General features: G+C 38.3%; 15 protein-coding genes. 10 read left to right on the forward strand and 5 right to left on the reverse strand.

What is annotated here, in order from left to right; translation table 11 throughout:
* Nucleotides 1-19: 19 nt before the first annotated feature.
* Both ADM90_RS09930 and ADM90_RS09935 read left to right on the forward strand, forming a co-directional pair.
* On the forward strand, nt 20-1,447 hold the full coding sequence (locus tag ADM90_RS09930; RefSeq protein WP_053994798.1) for a SulP family inorganic anion transporter: 1,428 nt from the start codon (nt 20-22) through the stop codon (nt 1,445-1,447).
* 10 nt (nt 1,448-1,457) lie between these two features.
* Nucleotides 1,458-1,877, forward strand: a complete 420-nt coding sequence (locus ADM90_RS09935; RefSeq protein ID WP_053994799.1) for a universal stress protein — start codon at nt 1,458-1,460, stop codon at nt 1,875-1,877.
* 269 nt (nt 1,878-2,146) lie between these two features.
* Here ADM90_RS09935 and ADM90_RS09940 read toward each other — a convergent pair whose 3' ends face one another.
* Entirely contained in the window at nt 2,147-2,974 is an 828-nt protein-coding gene (locus tag ADM90_RS09940; RefSeq protein ID WP_053994800.1) for a copper amine oxidase N-terminal domain-containing protein, read from the reverse strand.
* 574 nt (nt 2,975-3,548) lie between these two features.
* Entirely contained in the window at nt 3,549-4,397 is an 849-nt protein-coding gene (locus ADM90_RS09945) for a copper amine oxidase N-terminal domain-containing protein (protein ID WP_053994801.1), read from the reverse strand.
* 306 nt (nt 4,398-4,703) lie between these two features.
* Between ADM90_RS09945 and ADM90_RS09950 the strand changes: the two genes are divergently transcribed.
* The 6 genes from ADM90_RS09950 (at nt 4,704) to ADM90_RS09975 (ending at nt 13,266) form a co-directional block, all read left to right on the forward strand.
* Complete coding sequence (locus ADM90_RS09950; protein ID WP_235473415.1) at nt 4,704-5,207, forward strand: hydroxymyristoyl-ACP dehydratase; 504 nt, start codon at nt 4,704-4,706, stop codon at nt 5,205-5,207.
* Nucleotides 5,208-5,267: 60 nt separating this feature from the next.
* On the forward strand, nt 5,268-6,011 hold the full coding sequence (locus tag ADM90_RS09955; RefSeq protein WP_053994803.1) for a polysaccharide deacetylase family protein: 744 nt from the start codon (nt 5,268-5,270) through the stop codon (nt 6,009-6,011).
* 426 nt (nt 6,012-6,437) lie between these two features.
* On the forward strand, nt 6,438-7,949 hold the full coding sequence (locus tag ADM90_RS09960) for a lmo1851 family serine protease (protein ID WP_053994945.1): 1,512 nt from the start codon (nt 6,438-6,440) through the stop codon (nt 7,947-7,949).
* Between the two features lie 67 nt (nt 7,950-8,016).
* Complete coding sequence (locus ADM90_RS09965) at nt 8,017-8,919, forward strand: CobW family GTP-binding protein (protein WP_053994804.1); 903 nt, start codon at nt 8,017-8,019, stop codon at nt 8,917-8,919.
* Nucleotides 8,920-9,255: 336 nt separating this feature from the next.
* Entirely contained in the window at nt 9,256-9,921 is a 666-nt protein-coding gene (locus ADM90_RS09970) for a CAP domain-containing protein (RefSeq protein WP_053994805.1), read from the forward strand.
* Nucleotides 9,922-10,308: 387 nt separating this feature from the next.
* A complete protein-coding gene (locus ADM90_RS09975; protein ID WP_053994806.1) occupies nt 10,309-13,266 on the forward strand; it encodes an EAL domain-containing protein in 2,958 nt (985 codons plus the stop codon).
* A 50-nt stretch (nt 13,267-13,316) separates the two neighbouring features.
* On the opposite strand, the gene ADM90_RS09980 is transcribed toward ADM90_RS09975, so the two are convergent.
* Entirely contained in the window at nt 13,317-14,663 is a 1,347-nt protein-coding gene (locus ADM90_RS09980) for an MATE family efflux transporter (RefSeq protein ID WP_053994807.1), read from the reverse strand.
* Nucleotides 14,664-14,828: 165 nt separating this feature from the next.
* Between ADM90_RS09980 and ADM90_RS09985 the strand changes: the two genes are divergently transcribed.
* Nucleotides 14,829-15,905, forward strand: a complete 1,077-nt coding sequence (locus ADM90_RS09985) for an undecaprenyldiphospho-muramoylpentapeptide beta-N-acetylglucosaminyltransferase (protein WP_053994808.1) — start codon at nt 14,829-14,831, stop codon at nt 15,903-15,905.
* Nucleotides 15,906-15,971: 66 nt separating this feature from the next.
* Here ADM90_RS09985 and ADM90_RS09990 read toward each other — a convergent pair whose 3' ends face one another.
* Nucleotides 15,972-16,520, reverse strand: coding sequence for a GNAT family N-acetyltransferase (locus ADM90_RS09990; RefSeq protein ID WP_053994809.1), 549 nt, complete (start codon nt 16,518-16,520; stop codon nt 15,972-15,974).
* A 685-nt stretch (nt 16,521-17,205) separates the two neighbouring features.
* Here ADM90_RS09990 and ADM90_RS09995 point away from each other — a divergent pair.
* Entirely contained in the window at nt 17,206-19,233 is a 2,028-nt protein-coding gene (locus tag ADM90_RS09995) for a sensor domain-containing protein (protein ID WP_053994810.1), read from the forward strand.
* Nucleotides 19,234-19,285: 52 nt separating this feature from the next.
* On the opposite strand, the gene ADM90_RS10000 is transcribed toward ADM90_RS09995, so the two are convergent.
* A complete protein-coding gene (locus ADM90_RS10000) occupies nt 19,286-19,621 on the reverse strand; it encodes a hypothetical protein (protein ID WP_053994811.1) in 336 nt (111 codons plus the stop codon).
* Between the last annotated feature and the right edge of the window lie 54 nt (nt 19,622-19,675).

The raw sequence follows: 19,675 nt of genomic DNA on the forward strand, positions 1-19,675 counted from the left end.
TAACTAAGGGAGTTTATTTATGCAAACATTAAAAGAACAATGGTTTGGCAATGTTCGCGGCGATATTTTATCAGGCATCGTTGTTGCCCTCGCACTAATTCCTGAAGCTATTGCCTTTTCCATTATTGCAGGGGTTGACCCAATGGTTGGGCTCTATGCTTCCTTTTGTATCGCAACGATTATCGCCTTTGTCGGAGGGCGCCCAGCGATGATTTCCGCTGCTACGGGCGCGATGGCATTAGTCATGACAAGTCTTGTCAAGGAGCATGGGCTGCAATATTTGTTGGCAGCTACTATCTTAACAGGTTTATTACAGTTGCTATTTGGCGTATTGGGGATTGCCAAGCTTATGCGTTTTGTGCCCAATGCTGTCATGATTGGCTTTGTCAATGCATTGGCGATTTTAATTTTTATGGCACAAGTTCCGCATTTTTTAAAGGAGGGACTTTGGACATATCTATTTATCGCCATAACATTGCTGATTGTGTATGTTGTGCCTCGATTTTTTAAGGCAATTCCTGCACCGTTAATTGCCATTGTTATCTTAACCATTGTAACTTTTACAACAGGTATAGACTTAAAAACAATTGGTGATTTAGGCGCGATTGAACGTGCATTGCCCTCGTTTTTCCTACCCAATGTACCCTTCAATCTTGAAACAGTGATGATTATTCTACCGTATTCCTTAGCGCTATCTATTGTTGGGCTATTAGAGTCATTATTAACGGCTCAAATTGTCGACGAGATGACAAGCACGAAAAGTGATAAAAATCGTGAGGCACGTGGACAGGGAATTGCTAATATCATCAATGGATTTTTCGGTGGGATGGCTGGCTGTGCGATGATTGGTCAATCGGTGATTAATGTAAAATCAGGTGGACGAGGTCGTTTATCTACCTTGGTGGCAGGCGTGTTTCTGATGTTTTTAATTATTGTTCTGGGTGATTTAGTGGTGGATATTCCAATGCCTGTGCTTGTGGGGATTATGATTATGGTGAGTATTGGCACCTTTGACTGGGGTTCCTTCCGTTATATCGTAACTGCTCCTCGCGCTGATGCCTTTGTGATGATTGTGACAGTGCTGATTGTTGTGTATACCGATAATTTAGCGATTGGGGTAGTGATTGGTGTCATTTTAAGTGCGCTCTTTTTTGTGGCAACTGTATCAAAGGTAACGATTCAGCAGAGGGGAACAACCTATATAATTGAAGGGCCATTATTTTTTGCCTCGACTAAAAGCTTTATGCAGACCTTTGAGCAAATTGAAGCGTCTAGCATTACCATCGATTTATCAAGCAGTCATCTCTGGGATGAATCGGCAGTAGGGGCACTTGTCAAGGTGATCCATCGCTTAGAGGCACAGCATATTCAAGTCAATGTCATAGGCTTAAATCCTGCCAGCCAAGCCCTATATAATCAATTAAGTGGCTTAACAATAAATCATTAGGAGGGATTAGATGTATTCGCATATTTTAGTAGCAGTTGATGGCTCTGATAATGCATTTCGTGCAGCGCAGGAGGCCATTAAAATCGCCAAGCTTTCACAGACTTCCATGGTTGAGATCGTGTATGTAGTCAATGTAGAAAAAGTAAAAAATGAATTATTACGAGCAGGCTCCCCTGAAACAATGGAGTTAGCACGTCAACGTAAAATTGCCCCTGTTGAGCAAGCACTAACAGCCGCACAGGTTTCTTTTCAAACAACGATTTTAAAAGGAACGCCTGGACCAGAAATTGTGCGCTATGCCAATGAAAAACAAGTAGATTTAGTTGTGATCGGCAGTCGTGGCTTAAATCGTTTTCAGGAAATGGTGCTTGGCAGCGTCAGCCATAAAGTAATGAAACGCGTACAATGCCCTGCTTTGGTGGTGAAATAGAAGGATAGAGCCTTCATAATCAAAGGACTCGCTCTGCTCAAGGAGTATCTGCATAAGTGGTGCTCTACCTCCTTGTCTGGTGAGGCTTCTTCTGTTGTGCAGGGGGGAGAAGAAATAAGGTAATGCTAGCTCCTAATAGAAATTTATACACCGGGCGCAACCTCCATTGCAAAGTGGTGTTCCTATTTTGTCCATTTTTCAAAAAAACGATAAGGAATTAGGAAGAGCAAATTTTGATTACAGGTCAAAATTTGCTCTTTTCGATTGAATTATACCGTTGTAAAACCGTTGTTTGCGGCATTATCCAGAATATGATGGATTGCCTTAATTTCTTTTTCCGTAAATAGATACCAAACATTTTCACTGAAATCGTGGAGAAGGAATGTTGGATACGGTGCTAATTCTTCAGCAGGGAACGATTGATTTAATTCATAGATGTCATACTGCTCCACACTATTATTGTCTTGGTTTAAAAAGTTATACTGCTCAAGCTTCGTATAAGAGCCAACCGTTTCTAAATTAAAGCGCCAATAGTAGTCTTTAGGAGCCTCTACTTTTTCACCCTTTTGCTTTTGAAGCACATTATAAATTGCTTGGTGATAAGCATTTCCTTTAATTAGCTGCATTTCTCCATCCCTTGCCATGTTGTATTCATAGCGAAGCGTTTCGATTTGTTCGTTGTCAAGTAGCAATGGTGTTGATGTGATGCTAATGTTCCCTTGATTGTAATCCACCTGACTGCCGAATGTTTCAGCAATAAAACGAATCGGTACAAAAGTACGGTTGTTTTTTACATATGGTTGCACATCTAATTGTTCAACGTTGCCATTTTTAATGACCGTCTTGTTCTTTAAATTTAAAATAACGGTTGTCTCATCCGTTGAAAGGGTAATTTGAGCATCCTTCCATTGTACTTTTGCACCTAGATTTTCACTAATCACGCGCAAAGGCACCATTGTTCGATTATTTTTGATTTTGGGTGCTGCATCGGATTTTACGACAACCTGATCAATTTGAATGTGCGTTGTCGCAGCATCAGCGGGGGAAGCCATCAAAAACATAGATGTTAAAACGATCCCCGTAAAAAACTTCTTCATTGCAAAAAACCTCCTTTATTCAAAACACATAGTAACCAAGCAATTTTACCATAATATTCTTTGGTATATACGAAAAATTTTACTATTTTTTATAACCTTTCTTAAAAAAGAAGGAGCTATCCTAAAGCCTAAAATAATGGTGAGTAAAAGAACGATGATTTCTTTTTGATACTGGGTTATTTCGAGTAAATACGCTAGTAATGGGAACTCTTATTAGATTATTAAAAATGACCCCATTTTGGAATCATTTATAATGACAAGAGTGATCCTATGAGTATAACTTTTTCTTATTAACAAGAATAGCCCATATTGCTTGAAGTTTTACTAAGCCATTTTTATAGTTCAAGGATGTAGCTGGCAGAAGGTTTAGTATTTTCTTTACAAGTTTTGTATCATAATCGTCATTTTGATGATGGGGGTACGAAGCTATTGTTTGTGGTGTTATCGAGGGTTTGTATGGGAGGATTAATGTAATTCGAAGATGTCAAACTGTTGCGCACGGTTATTGTCTGGACTTGAAAAAGAAGAACACCCCCTGTTGATGTGCTCTTCCCAAAGCTTGCTCTTTAATTGATTAAGCCACTGTATTACTAATAAGCGTGCTAAAGCCGTTTTTTATGGCATTTTGAATAAGTTGGCTAATGGATTGGACGCCTTTTTCTGTGAATGTATACCATTTATCTGCGCTTACATCATGAAGCAATAAGGCAGGGGACCCCTCTAATAGTTCGACAGGGAATCCTTTATTTAAAGAATAAATATCAAATTGCTGACCACTTTTACCATCAGCACTTTTAAAATCGTATTGACCACTTTTAGAATAAGACCCTGGCTGAGCAATGCTAAGCTGCCAAGAATAGTCAGCAGGAGCTGCTACGGGCTGGCCTTGCTGTTCTTGGAAGGCACACGAAATTTCTTTTATATAAGCATTACCTTTGATATCCTGTACTACGCCACCCATTGTCATATGGTATTCATAGCGAAGGGCTTGAATTTTTACATTATCAAGCATTAAAGGCTCGTTCGTAATATGAACAAGACTATTGTTGTAATGAACTTGACTACCAAATGTTTCAGCAATAAAACGAATTGGTACAAAGGCGCGATTATTTTTTAAGTATGGCTGTACATCCAATTGCTCTGCTTGACCATTTTTTATGATTGTACGACTGTTCAGCTTTAATTGGACTGTCACCTTATCCAGTGTAAGGGTAATAGTTGCGTCCTGCCAGTGAACTTGTGCACCTAAATTTTCACTAATCACACGAAGAGGCACCATTGCTCGGTTATTTTTAACTTCAGGAGCTATGTCAGATTTTACAAGTACATCATCCATTTTGATTTGAATGGCTGCGGCATCAACAGGAGTCATCGTCCATAACAATATACATACTGCAAAAATAGCTGTGAATAGTTTTTTCATGCTTCGAAACCTCCTTCTATATAGAATTATACCATATTAACCTACTATTTCCATGCTTGAAAAAGGAGTAATGATTGATGACAATTGTTGACGATAAAATTGAGTGTATGATGAAAGAATTCCATATTGCTATACGGTAAATTATGAAGTTGCCTATATAATGTAAGTGATTGTACTGGCGATGTGCTTTGTACAGTTATTTTGTAATAGGGAAGAACAATTGAAAATAGCCAGGGCATAACCTCCCTTCATTCTTTCATATAGTACATTATGAGAAGGAATATCACTAGGAAAGGATGGGGAGGCTTGAGACATAGTAATATCAATAGTATGGCTAATAAAAAAGAGTTGCTAAGACCTGAAGAAACATTGGATAAAGAGTTCTGTGATCGATTTATCCAAAAAATTCATAAAAATATTTTGGATAAAAAGCTTCACCATGATGTTTATATGTCTTATTTTGTGATTTTTCAACAGCACTACACGATAAAGGAGCTAGACTATATCGTTGATCGTTTAAAGCATCAAGCCGATGAATTGTTGCGACTAAAGCCCATTTTTATTTTATTAAGTGGTGTTATTTTATCCCTGATGACGTTGCTTGCTGCTGGGATGAGTAGGCTGATAGTAGAGGTTTCATTGATACAAATAATGGCATTAGCTATAGTAAGCTTGACCGTTGCCATTCTTATCATTTCATATAAAGTTGAGAAAGAATATAAAAAAGCCCAGGCTGTTATTAATTTATTGAATTATTATCTCCTCATCTACCCTACATACAATCAAGCAATTAATAAAACTGAATGTTAGGCATCTTTTCATAAAATCCTCAAATAATAAAGTACAAAAATTATTTGGGGATGTGAAGCTGTGAAAAAATTTACGCTATTTTTACTGCCCATTTGCTTGCTCACCATGTTGTTTTTTTATAGTAAAGTAAGCTCTTCTGAAAATAAAGGAAGAAAATACTATGAAGAAGCGGGTCAAATTTTATGGGAAATCCAAACCGATGAAAAAATTATTGCCTTGACCTTTGATGATGGACCACATCGTATCTATACACAAGCTGTTCTCGATGTTTTGCAAAAGCATAATGCCAAGGCAACCTTTTTTATTGTTGGTCAAAATGCGCAAAAAAATCCTGAAATTATTGCAAGAATGTATGAAGAAGGGCATGAATTAGCCAATCATACCTTTACACATCCTTTAAAAACAACAGTGCCAAATTTACTGAAAGAAATTCAACAAACCGATGAAGTCATTGCTGAAATTAGTGGCTATCGACCGACACTATTTCGACCAGTAGAGGGCCAATATACAGATGCTATGATTAAGGCGATAGCAAAGGAGGGCTATAAGGTGGTGATGTGGTCCTGGCATTTGGATACACTCGATTGGAAAAGTCCTGGTGTGTATCGCATTGTACAGATAGTGCTAAAAGGTGTAAAGGCAGGCAATATTGTATTATTTCATGATGGTGGTGGCAATCGAGCACAAACTGTTAAGGCATTAGAGCAAATTCTTCCTGAGCTAAAAAAACAGGGTTATCAATTTGTCACTGTTTCGGAATTGCTGGAGGTACAAAACACCAATAAAAAAATGGAAAAGAAATAGTAGTGTTGAAGACATCATCCTTCAACACTATTTTTATCCCGTATTAACAAGCTGTAAGACCCCAAAAGCATAAGATAAAACTAAATGGGGGACAAACAGCCTGTAAAAACCGATTAGTGAAACTACCATTGAGTGAAGGTTCACTTTATTCGTCTGCAACTTTTTACAGCACTTGTACGTTATATTCTTATAGGATTTCTATGATTCTTTGGATTTTTAGTTGACTGCTACTAGGAAACGAGTAAAATGAAAAGGCAGTATCCTTACATACCTATGCTTGAATGGAAGAATAGACGATGGAAGTTTGATAAAACAAGGTTTGTCAAGAAATTGTGACAGTCTTTTTCTTTTCGTCTTCTCGATAACCTGTTAAGATGGTAGTAGTGTGACAAGAAGTTAGTGTAAATGAGAGTGGTGACAATCAAGATGGATGAACAGAAAAAAGATCGTACAGAACAACAAGAGCCAACAGAAGCTGAAGTAAAACCAGCAGGGCAATTTATACAATTAAAACCGTTTAAATTTATTATGTTAATGTTCTTTACAATTCTGATTACTGCAGGGTTAACGATTTTTGCGTTAACATTTGGCGATAAAAAAGTAGTGGAAGTAAAGGTTCCAGTTGAACGTGCAGAATTTACAAAATTATATGAGGCGTTTGATTTACTAAAAAATAAATATTACCAAGATATTGATGATGAAAAGGTAGTCGATGGTGCGATTAATGGGATGTTTGATGCACTAGGCGACCCGTACTCTGATTTTATGGTTAAGGAGGAAGCAGAACAATTTAACACTGGCTTATCCTCTAGCTTCCAAGGAATAGGTGCGGAAATTCAAGAGCGTAATGGATATATTACGGTTGTATCACCAATCAAAAATTCACCTGCTGAAAAGGCGGGTTTATTACCGAAAGATATAATCTTAACGGTGGATGGTAAAAGTATTCAAGGCTTTAGTGCAACAGAGGCCGTAGCTCTTATCCGTGGGGAAAAAGGTACCCCTGTAAAATTAACGGTAAAACGTGGAGAAAATACAGAGCCTATTCAGATGACGATTGTTCGTGACGACATTCCAGTTGAAACGGTTTACGGTGAGCTGCTTGATGGCAATATTGCCCATATTCAAATTACATCGTTTAGTGAGGATACAGCAAAAGAGCTTGAAACCATTCTTGCTGAGTACGAAGGCAAAGGCATGAAGGGCATTGTTTTAGATTTACGTCAAAACCCTGGTGGGTACTTAAATGCAGCTGAGGCTATTTCGAATTTATTTGTACCAGAAGGCAAAGCGATTGTACAAGTACAAGAAAAAGGGGAAGAGCCTCAAATCATCAACGCAACTGGTGGGAAAAAATATAACCTACCAGTAACAGTTCTTGTGGATGGTGGTAGTGCTTCTGCGTCTGAAATTTTAGCAGGTGCATTAAAAGAATCTGTCGGTGCAAAAGTTGTTGGAGAAACATCCTTTGGTAAAGGTACTGTCCAAAATGTAGCACCATTAAGAGATGGTTCGAATTTGAAATTTACAACAGGTAAATGGCTAACACCAAATGGTAATTGGATTAATGAAAAAGGAATTGAGCCTGATGTCAAAGTGGCGTACCCATCCTATGCTTCCTTACCATACTTAAATGCTTCTTTAGAGATGAAGGAAGGTATGCAGTCTGAATCCATCAAGGCAGCAGAGGAAATGCTACAGGTGCTAGGGTACGAGCCTGGTGAAGTCGATGGTATTTTTGATAACAATACACAGCGTGCTATCGAAGAACTACAAACAGCGAATAATCTTGAACAAACAGGTATTTTAACAGGTAATACAACGTACGCATTAATGGATGCGTTACGTGCAAAAATGAAAGCCGATGATCCTCAGTTACTAAAAGCGAAAGAGCTTCTTGTAGGAGCAACCGAAAAAACAGAGGAAACAACAAACTAACAATGTAGCTGTCGCAGCAGTCGTCTTTCACGGCATCTGTGGCAGCTTTTTTATGGGAGGAAAAAGGATGAAAGATGTATACCTATTTAGTGGCTTTTTAGGGAGTGGCAAAACATCCATGCTGACAGATGTCATTCGCCAGCTAAAAGAAAAAAATTTAAAACCTGCTGTTATGATGAATGAGCTAGGGAAGCTGCCATTTGACTCACAGGTAGTGGAGAAGGATATCCCCCTCAAGGAGATGCTAGAGGGCTGTATTTGCTGTTCAGGTGCTGAAAAAACAGAGGCACAAATTCAATCTCTTCTATTAGATAGTAATTTTGATGTGTTAATTATCGAAACAACGGGTGCTGCCCATCCTGTGGAAGCGTTGGATGCGGTGTATTCCCCGCTTTTTGCCGATCAGTTGAATGTAAAAGGGATTGTGACAGTCGTGGATACAAAGCTGTGGCTGCATCGTCAGACGCTGACACCACAAGTGCGCTCGTTATTTATGGAACAGATTCGTCATGCGCACTTATTACTAGCAAATAAAATGGATTTATTAACGGAGGCAGAGCAGGGTCAGGCTGTTTACGAGCTACAGGGCTTGAATCCACATGCCTTCATTTTGCAGACAACAAATGGACGAGTACCATTAAATTTATTAGAGGACTTAAAGGCGACAGCACAGGTGGCTAAAAAGGAGATTATCAAAGCACCACTTAGCGCCATGCAGCTTGGCTCATGCTTAGTAGAATTTACAGGCAAGGAATTTACACAGGAGCAGTTTGAGGAGTGGGTACGGACATTGCCTGACACTGTTTATCGAATGAAGGGCTATGTCCCGATCGAGGGCATTAAAAATCCAATGCTATTTCAATACGCTTATGGTATGGTGCAATGGCTACCTGAATATCTTAAAATGCCAGCTAAGCTTGTGATGATTGGTGAAAATATAGACACTGTACCCGTTATTGGGTTTAATTGAATAAATGACCAGCCTGCGAATGTACATTTACGCAGGCTTTTTTATATTTATGTAACATGAATGTAACACAAATGTAATATTAGCGCGGCTATGGGCTCGGCTGTACATGAATAAAATATGCATTTTATTATTGTTTATTTGCTAGTTTAAGAGAGGTGTCAACACTCTTTTAAACGTAAGTATTTCATAGATTGGCGAAATCTACTAAAAAATAGTGTGAAACAATCCCGATTTTTCGCGCATTTTTTGGTGGACTGGCGCAGCTGGTAGATGTTGGTGAGATTTTAACGAAAATTATCCTTTACGATTAGTGGCAGACAAGGAGGAATTGCAAACATGAAAAAAACACTTACTGCAATTTGTGCAACATTTCTTTTAGCAGCTCCAATTCAATTCGCATCAGCTGCTGCCAATACATCAGAGGAGAATGCTGTACAGCCATCAACGAACTGCAACGTTTCTTATTATAAATGGTCTAATCATCATAAGTGGTCGATAAAACAACCACAGCCATCAACACCATCTAAAGAAGTGCCAAATACGACGCAGCCATCAACACCATCTAAAGAAGTACCAAATACGACACAACCAACACCGCCAGCAACATCTACACCATCAACAGATGTCAATGCATTTGAGCAAGAGGTTGTAACATTAACAAATGCTGAGCGTACAAAAGCTGGTTTATCACCACTTCAAACAGATGCACCACTAATGGCGGCAGCTCGTGAAAAATCACAAGATATGCAAAAAAATAAGTATTTCTCTCATACAAGCCCAACATTCGGTTCACCATTTGATCGTATGAAGGCTTTAGGCATTCAGTATAAAGCGGCAGGAGAGAACATTGCTCAAGGTCAGCGTTCACCACAAGAAGTTGTTAAAGCGTGGATGGACTCACCAGGTCACCGTGCCAATATTTTAAATGCGAAATTTACCCATATTGGTGTGGGTTATGTTCAATCAGGTAACTATTGGACACAACAATTTATTCAAAAATAATAATAGATTTATCAACGATGCCCTCGTCATTTTAGCAGGGCATCTTTTTTGATGGGTGGACCTCCTCCTATAGAGCAGAGCCGCTATCCGTTAATGATGGGGTTCTATCCATCAAAGTAGCAACTCAATCCGCTGATTGGAACGTTCTATCCACGAAATGAAGCGCTTCCCTGAATAGGGAGCCTTTCTCCATGAGTGTATCATTTTCATCCGTCACTTTAGCAACCCAATCTATCACCTTAGTTGTTCTATTCGCCTGTTGAGCTAAGATGCTGTCCTATAACGCTTCTATCCTAAAATAAAAAATAGAAAAATAGGAGTTTTTAATCTATAATTTTAGGGAATTACTAAATTAGTAGTGGGTAAAAAGTACGGAGGGGTGAGGGGATGAAACGGTCAAATCGTTTAAAGCAGTTTTTTTCAAAAGAAGTGATTGCACAGCCGGTGGCATTAGACGAGGTTCAGGATTCTCAATTATTTGCCTATGCTTTATCCTTTGCGAAATACCATCCCGATATGATGATTGTCTTTGCAGCGGATGGTGAGATGGTTTATGTGAATCAAGAGGCGCTTTATCAACTCTTGCAGTATCACCCAAATCATGCAGAGGACTTTCAACAGATTTTTTCAGCAACCGATTATAAGCGTTTAAAACGGGCCTTTAATCAAACATTACGGGGACAATCAACAAAGCTTGAAATTAAAAGCCTTCAGCATCAAGGGCGTCATCTTAGCCTTACGCTCACATTTATTCCAATAAAAAATTATGAGGGGCAAGCAGAGGGCCTTTATTTAATCGTTGAAGACATGTCTACCTACGAGGCGATGAAGCATCAATTATTGCTTCATGAAAAGCATTTAAACTATGCCCAGCAAATTGCCGCGGTTGGAAGCTGGGAGTATTTTATTCAACATGATAAACTTTATTGCTCAGATAATTTTTATCATATTTTTGGCTTTGACCGTTCGGAAAACGAGAGCATTCGCCAGCTATTTCAGTTGATCCATCCTGAGGACTATGAAAGAACGTCTAAGGCCTTTGAGGCGGCTTGCAATGGTATAAATTTTGACAGTGAATTTCAGATTTATCATGGTAAATCGAATGAACTACGTTATTTACAGGCAGCAGCAGAGGTGGTTTGGAAGGATCATAAGCCTTTTAAAATGATTGGGGTTGTTAAAGACCATACCTCCTTTAAGCAAATGGAGCAAACGCTGAATGACACGCTCGCAAACTATCATGATATTTTTAATAATTTAGATGCAGGTGTTTGGATGAGAGATTCCATTCGCGGGAATATGCTTTTTGCTTCAAAGGGGCTTGAAGGAATTCTAGGCATTCCATTAGAGAAGCTTTATGAAGACTCCGAAGCATGGATTAATTTGATTCATCCTGCACATCGTGAGGAGGTTTTAGCCTATACAGATCATCTGGCATTAGGGCAAAGCTATCAGGTTATCTATCGGATTATTGCGGGAGATCAAACCATAAAATGGCTACTGGAGCAAATTGTCCCGCGACTGGATCAGCAAGGAGATGTCCATCATATTTTTGGCTTAGTCACAGATATTACAACTGAAATTGAGCGGAAGGAACGACTGAATTACTTAGTGTACTATGATGAGCTTACAGGCTTGCCAAATCAGCTTAGCCTCTATAATAAGCTTGATACTTTATGTACAGCAGGCGATCAATTTGCCCTTCTATATATGTCCATCAACCGCTTCCATGTTGTGCATCATGCGCTTGGTCTACAAATTGGTGATGAATTGCTGCGAGTCGTGACGAATTATTGCGCAACAGTGTTAGATGATCATAGCTATATGGCACGACTAGATCATCAGCATTTCGTGATTATTATTAAAAAATATAGTAGTAAACAAACTATTTATGCACTAGCCAATCGATTATTAAAAATCTTTGAGACAGCACTCATCGTCAAAGACTATCAGCTCCATGTATCTGCAAACATTGGTATTGTGTTTTATCCAGAAGACGGCTCGATAAGAAATATCTTATTAGAAAATGGCTATGCTGCTTTGTGCTATGCGCAGCAGCAAGGGCGCAATAATTTTCATATCCATGCCATTACAGAAGATATTACCTCTTATAAGCAATATGTGCTAAATCGGGATATGCGACAGGCTTTGCTAAATGAGGAGTTTGAACTTTATTTTCAACCATTAGTAGAGCCACAGAAAGGTATTCTGTACGGTGCAGAGGCATTAATTCGCTGGCATCATAAAGAATGGGGTCTCGTATCACCTGGTGAATTTATTCCATTAGCGGAAGAAAATCATATGATTCATATTATTACCGATTGGGTGATTAAAAAAACTTGTGCACTCTTACAAGAATGGCAACAACAAGGCTATGTATTACGTACCATCAGTATCAACATTTCACCTATTCACCTAGTGAAAAAAGGGTTTGTAGAATTTGTGCAGGAACAAATAAGTATCCATGCTATTAAGGCAGACTATTTAGAGTTTGTGATTTCAGAAAATGCGATGCTTAAAAATAGTAAAAGTGTGCGGAATATCTTACAAGTGTTACAGGAACTTGGTGTCAAGATTGCCATTGGTGATTTTGGCGCAGGCTATTCCTCACTAGAATCATTAAGAACGTTTCGGCCAACAACTATTCATATTTATGAGGCATTTATTCGTCAACTTCGCCATGACCGTCCCATCGAAAATGGGCTGATTTCCACAACGATTTATCTAACAAAAATGCTTGGTATTCAGGTAGTAGCGAAGGGTGTAGAAAGCTATGACCAATTTATCTTTTTAAAGCAGCAGGAATGTAACTATATACAAGGTAGTATTTACACAGAGGCGGTTCCTGCAAAGGCGTTTGAAAAAATGCTGGCACGAGGCTTTTTAACACCGCAGAAAGTGAGCCCGAACAAGAAGCCAGCCGTTGAACGACGCAAATACTATCGTTTCCCTTTTCCAGCCTATGTAAAGGGCTCTATGACGATTATTGAAATGAATCAGCAAAAAATTAATATTGGCCATACACCGATCTTAATTGAAAATATTAGCTTAGGCGGAATGAAAATTCGTTCGACGTTAAAGCTACCGATTAACCAAACCATGAAATTCAAATTTAGCTTTGTGTTAATGGACCAAGCCTTTCAGATTGAGGGGACATTTAGATGGACATTGGAGGAGCGCTATCAAATCTATTCTTACGGTGTGGCGTTTCATTTAAAGCCTGAAGATGAGGGGAAGCTAGCGCCGATTATTAATCGAATGACGGCATTGCATAATCAGCATAAAAAAATTAAAGGAACGCCGTTTATCTATGAAGATATTGAAGCATTTTTTAATAAAGAGTAGAGCATAAAAAAACGCCTTCTCCCATATTAGGGAGTGAGGCGATTTTATCGTTAAACAGTCACTCTTTTTTGTACAATAAGTAGGCGCATAAAAAGGGTGATCGCACCTGCTGTTAACCCTGCCACAAGCCCAATCCAATAGCCAAATGGACCAAAGTCGGTATAGGTGGCGAGCGCATAGCCTACGGGTAGACCAATAACCCAATAGGAAATAATCGCCATAATAAAGGTGATCATCACATCTTTATAGCCCCTTAAAGCCCCCTGTACAGGTGCTTGGATCGCATCGGATAACTGGAAAATGGCTGCGTACACTAAAAAATGCACTGCATATTCAAGTACAATGTCATCGGCTGTATACATATGGGCAATCGGTTCACGTAAAATAAATAAAATACAAGCAGAAATAAAGCTAAATAAAATAGCTGTTGCTATGCATAAATAGCTATATATGCGTGCATCTCCCATACGGCCAGCTCCAACCTCAAAGCCCACTAATATCGTGACACCCATCGAAATACTAAGCGGCACCATATAGAGGAGGGACGTAAAATTTAAAGCGATCTGATGGGCTGCAATGATGGCTGTACTAAAATTACTCATCATCATCGTTACAGCAGAAAAAATACTAGTTTCGGCAAATAATGAAATGCCAATCGGTACACCAATCAGTAAAATTTCCTTCCAGCGTAGCCACTCCAGCTTTGGCCATTGATGAAACAGACGGAAGCGTTCAAATGGTACGCGTTTTGCAATAATCCATACAGTGATGAAGAAAATAAGCCAGTAGGTAATGGCTGTTGCCACACCAGCCCCGACACCGCCAAGCTCAGGTAGCCCAAATTTTCCGAAAATAAATAGATAGTTTAGGATAATATTAATAGGTGTTGTCAGGATGGTAATTATCATTGTGACACGTGTTTGACCAAGCGCATCCATAAAGCAGCGCATTACAAAAAATAAAAATAATGGCACAAGACCAGCGCACATTACATGGATGTAGCTTTTGGCGATACGGTGTACAGCAGGCTCTAAGCTCATTTTGCTAAGAATCCAATCAATGCTAAAAAACAGGGAGATAAAAATAATGACGGCAAGTGTTATCGCCACATAAAGACCTTGCTGGACAGCCTTTTTAGCATCTAACTCTTTCTTTGCCCCGACAAGCTGTGAGACAATAGGGGTAATGGCAAGAAGAATGCCTGATAGTCCTGTGTATATGGGCATCCAAATGGAGGAGCCAATGGATACACCTGCTAAATCAGGAGTGCCGTAGCGACTTGACATTAAAATATCAAAAAATGAAATTAAATAAATAGCTATTTGCGTCACTAAAATAGGAACAATCATTTTTAACAATAATGTATATTTCTCTTTGATGGTGGATGTTTGATACATAGTTTAGACTTCCTTTATGAACATAATGAAAAAGTATAGCATATTTAAAGAGTGAGAGGCTGAAATTTTCATGCTTCATCTATATCTTTTCATTCGCATATAGTAAAATAGAAGACTGAAAGTAGCACCTAACTACGATGGCTTTTACGGAATAGGAGAATTTGTGTGAAACAACAAACAATCATTTTAACCGGTGGTGGGACAGCTGGCCATGTATCGTTAAATCAAGCGATACTCCCGTCCTTACTTGAACAAGGTTATGATGTCCATTATATTGGCTCAGATGAAGGGATCGAAAAAGAATTAATTGGTGAGGCATTCCCACATGTCCCATTTTACGGCATTGCTAGCGGGAAGCTCCGTCGTTATTTCTCAATGAAAAATTTTACAGATCCGTTTAAAGTACTTGCTGGCGTAATGCAGGCTTTTCGCATTATAAAAAAAGTAAAGCCCCAAGTAATATTTTCAAAGGGTGGCTTTGTATCCGTTCCTGTTGTTATGGCAGCTAAGCTTGCAAGTGTCCCAGTTGTGATCCATGAATCAGATGTAACACCAGGCCTTGCAAACAAAATTGCGCTGCCCTTTGCCTCTCATGTTTTCACAATTTTTGAGGAAACATTAAAGCATTTGCCGCAGGAAAAGGCAACATGCACAGGTTCTATTATTCGTCCAGAACTATTTAAGGGAGAAAAAGCAAGAGGGCTATCTTTCTGTGGCTTTACAACATTGAAGCCTGTTTTATTGGTAATGGGAGGAAGTTTAGGCTCTGTCGTATTGAATGAGGCATTGCGTAAAAATTTACCAGAGCTATTAAAGCAGTTTTATATCATTCATTTATGCGGAAAAGGACACTATGATCAAGCATTGGCTGCAATGCCTGGCTATAAGCAGTTTGAATATGTCACGACAGAATTGCCTGATTTACTACATGCTGCTGACTTTATTGTGTCACGTGCGGGCTCCAATTCCATTTTTGAATTTTTAGCACTGCATAAGCCGATGCTGTTAGTGCCGCTATCTGCACAAAAAAGTCGCGGCGACCAAATTTTAAATGCTAATTTATTTAAAAAACAAGGCTATGCAGAGGTACTACAGGAAGAAGAGCTGACGAAGGAATCGTTTTTAAAGTCTGTTTATACATTAACGGAGCGTAAGGTGGAAATGGTAGCAACGATGGAGCAAACGCCAAAGCCCAAAACACCAGATGAAATGGCAGCGCTTATTTTACATTATAAGAAATAAATCTTTCTACAAAAAAAGAAGCTATATGGCAATAATAACCTATAGCTTCTGCTTTATAAAAATTAATTACATCGCTTGTTCTTCGTCCTCTTGCATTGTATGTGCAGTTGTTAGATAGAATAAATCTTTAGGAATTTTAAATAAATTAAATTGCGCTTCGCCGCTATTGACCTGTGCTAGTAATGTCGGATGACTTTCATTGGCCTCTACCACATAAGGTAGCTTTAAGGCAGCACGCTGTGATTTTATATTTTCAACTCGAATTCGAAGAAATACCGTATGGAAATGATAGTCAAAAAATAATTCATTCAGAAATAGCAATTTTGCTTTCTGATTATAACCTTGACCTTGATATGGGACGCCAATCCATGTTCCTAAGAAGCCAGCACCATTTTCAATATCATGAATGCTAATCGTGCCGATTGGCTGACCCCAGTCATCCGCAATGGTTCTCGAGATAGCGAGACCTCTCGCTTCCTCCTCAATCAGTTGCTTTGTCATAAACCAGTACTCATCCGCAGATGTGGCTTTTTGACGGACAAAAGGGAATACAGAAGGGTGTGATAATAGTTCATAAAGCTCTGTGCATTCGTGCAGGTCTCGATGTCTAAGCATACGAAACGCCTCCTTTACTAGGGTAGTTATACAATTCCTTTAAAACATAAAGAAGAAAACTAATATTCGTACTGGAATTAAAACCCAAAGAACTAGACGTTATAACTATGATATTCCATAATCTCCCGCTGTCTTACTGATTTTACCATACCGAAAAAAAGGGTAGTTTTTTAAATATAATATATCAAACAAGCTACTTCACGCAATATTTTTGCTCGAAAAAACTAAAATTTAAGTTTAAAAGTCAGTAAATTCTGATAAATAGCGACTGCTATCAGCCGTCTTTATTGACAATTTATTTACCTATTAGGATTAGCTCGCTCTCACAACTAGCGGCATTGCTGAGAGACAACAGGATCTTAGGCTTTATTTTCCCTATTTCAATGAAATTAAAACATACCAAAAGTTCACCTGTAACATTGTCGATGATAGGATAGTTTTTTGATTTTAAGTCTATATGATTATATTTATCTACTATTAATTATTTATATATTTCTTTAGTAGTATATTATTTTTGCCAATATAGGTAATATAGTAAAAATACCCTTAAGAGGATTTAATTTCTCTTATTCTTTGAAAGGTAATTTTTTAATTTTATGTTATAATAGTAATATTAATTTTATATAAATAAGCCAAATAGTAATATTTTGAGCATGATAGCATGGTTTTTTCTGGGGGTGACAGTATGGAGTATCTTTTAAGCGAAGAATTTTTCAATGAATTATTCATTGGTAAGGATTTTGTTTTTCTTATGAAAAAAGTAGGGGATGATTATCAATATATTCGCTTAAACCAAGCAGCTCAAGAACTGTTATCAAATGAAGCGATTGGAAAAATGCTTTCCAGTGTTATGTCAAATCATTATTTTTCAACGATTCAGAAAAGCTATCATCAAGCGATTAGCGAGCATAGTCAGGTCGACTATGTAGATTATGCATATGTGCAGTCAGAGGTTCGTAAATACGAAACGACTGTTAGACCATTGCGCTATAAAAACGATGATTATATTTTAGCGATTATGAAGGAAATTTGTTATGGTCGCAGCATTGAAGATAAATTTTTATTTATGCAGTCCATACTTGACCATGCTTTCTTCTCCACCGTGATGTTATCGGCTGAGGGGATGATCTATGAGGTAAATGCAAGATTTATGGAAGATTTCCACTTGGACCATGCAAGTGTGAAGCAACAGCTATTAATAGATTTACCGATTGTTCCAAAGGATGAGGCACATAAAATAAAGCTGTATATTCAAAAGGCAGCTATGGGGGAAACCGTTAGCGAAAAGCTTATTAAGCTATATACATTAGATGGTGAGGAGCGCATGTATTTATTCTCCTTATCACCAGTGAGGCAGGATGATCATTCATTTGCGATTTTTTTAATTATGCAGGATTGCACACAGAATGCGCTTCAAAAGGCAGAATTGCGCTCAAAGTCACATGGACTAGAGGTTTTTAAGTCTGCCTTAAATTCAGCAACAGCCATTGCTCTGCTAGACCATGAAGGTACTGTGATCGAGGTAAGCGAGATGTTTTTACGTGCTTCTGGTTACACAGCAGCAGAATTAATCGGTCAGCCCTATGATATTATTGAACCCCGCCATCACTCCAGTAATTTTTTACAAACGATTGTTGAAAAGCTTGATGCAGGAGAAATGTGGCAAGGGGAGCTTTGCTATCGCACTAAATATCATGCGGATTATTGGGTAGAAGCAACCATTGTTCCGTTGAAAAATGAATCTGGTGAATTAGAGCAAATTTTAAGCATTAACTATGATATTACAGATAAAAAAAGAATGTTTACAGAATTAAAAAATATTGAACGTACGTTCCGACTGATCACTGAAAATACCAATGATTTAATTGTTATTACAAATGAGGATGGCATCATTATTTATGCGTCTCCATCTTGTCGTCTTTACTTAGGCTATGAAAATGTAGAATTGCAGGGGCAGTTTTATAGTGATATTGTCGATGAAGAAAGCAAGAACGCATGGCAAACCTTTTTAAATAATTTTACAGGTCAAACAGATACACAATTTGAGCTATTATTAAAAGCAAAAGATGGCACTCTTATTTGGACAGAAAGTAATGTAACGGTCGTGCATGACCCTGAACGTGAAAAGGTGTCACAAATTATGATGGTTTCTCGGGAGATTACGCATCGTAAGGAAAGAGAAAATGATTTATTATATTTAGCTTACCATGATTCATTAACACAATTGCCAAACAGACGCTTTCTTCAAAAGGAATTTCCAAAAATAGTGGCTGAGGCACAGGTCAATCAGACATCTGTAGCAATGCTTTATATAGATGGGGATGATTTTAAAGAGGTCAATGATCGCTATGGTCATGAGACAGGTGACGCGTTTATTCAGCGATTTGGGCATGCATTAAGCAAAACGATTCGTAGCCATGATATGGTGATTCGAATGGGCGGCGATGAGTTTATCGTACTGCTAACAGGCTTAACGAGAGATCAAGAGAAAAGACATGACCAAATGATGCATATTATTCATCGCATTCGCGGCGATTTGGCAGAGGGCTGGATCATTGATGACCATCACTTTACACCAACAGCCTCAATGGGTATTGCCTATTATCCAGACCATGCCCAAACATTAGAGGTATTAATGGATTTAGCTGATCAAGCGCTATATAAATCAAAGGAATCTGGCAAAAATAATCTTTCTATTTCAGAAACATATTAAAAGTCTGTCTTGTAAGACAGACTTTTAATATTGCCCTTTTTCACTGAATTAGTTATTTGTAAGATGCCTTCGATTGTCGTTTTTTTGGCACTTTCTTTGTCCATTTTAAATGTATATACCCATCCATCTTTCTCCTGTTATAATAAAAAGCTTGATTCCCGTTGTCTAAACGTATTGTTTTAGCATCTGTAGGGCGTGCTGATTTATATTCGTTTGATGTAATAGCTATTTCATAATGCGTATAGCCTGAATACTCATTTAAATAAGTTATTTCCAATAATGGCATTGACAAATGACTAAATCGACCGAAATGATGTGTAAAAGCAATGGAGGGAAGACGAGCTGGTAATGCAATCTCTTTATGAAAGAACGCCTCACTTTCACGCATTGCCTGATAAACCTCTGAATAGCTGTCTTCACTTTCTAAATAAATTTCTTCTAG

Source organism: Lysinibacillus macroides (assembly GCF_001281525.1).
In the GTDB taxonomy this organism is placed as follows: Bacteria; Bacillota; Bacilli; order Bacillales_A; family Planococcaceae; genus Lysinibacillus; species Lysinibacillus macroides.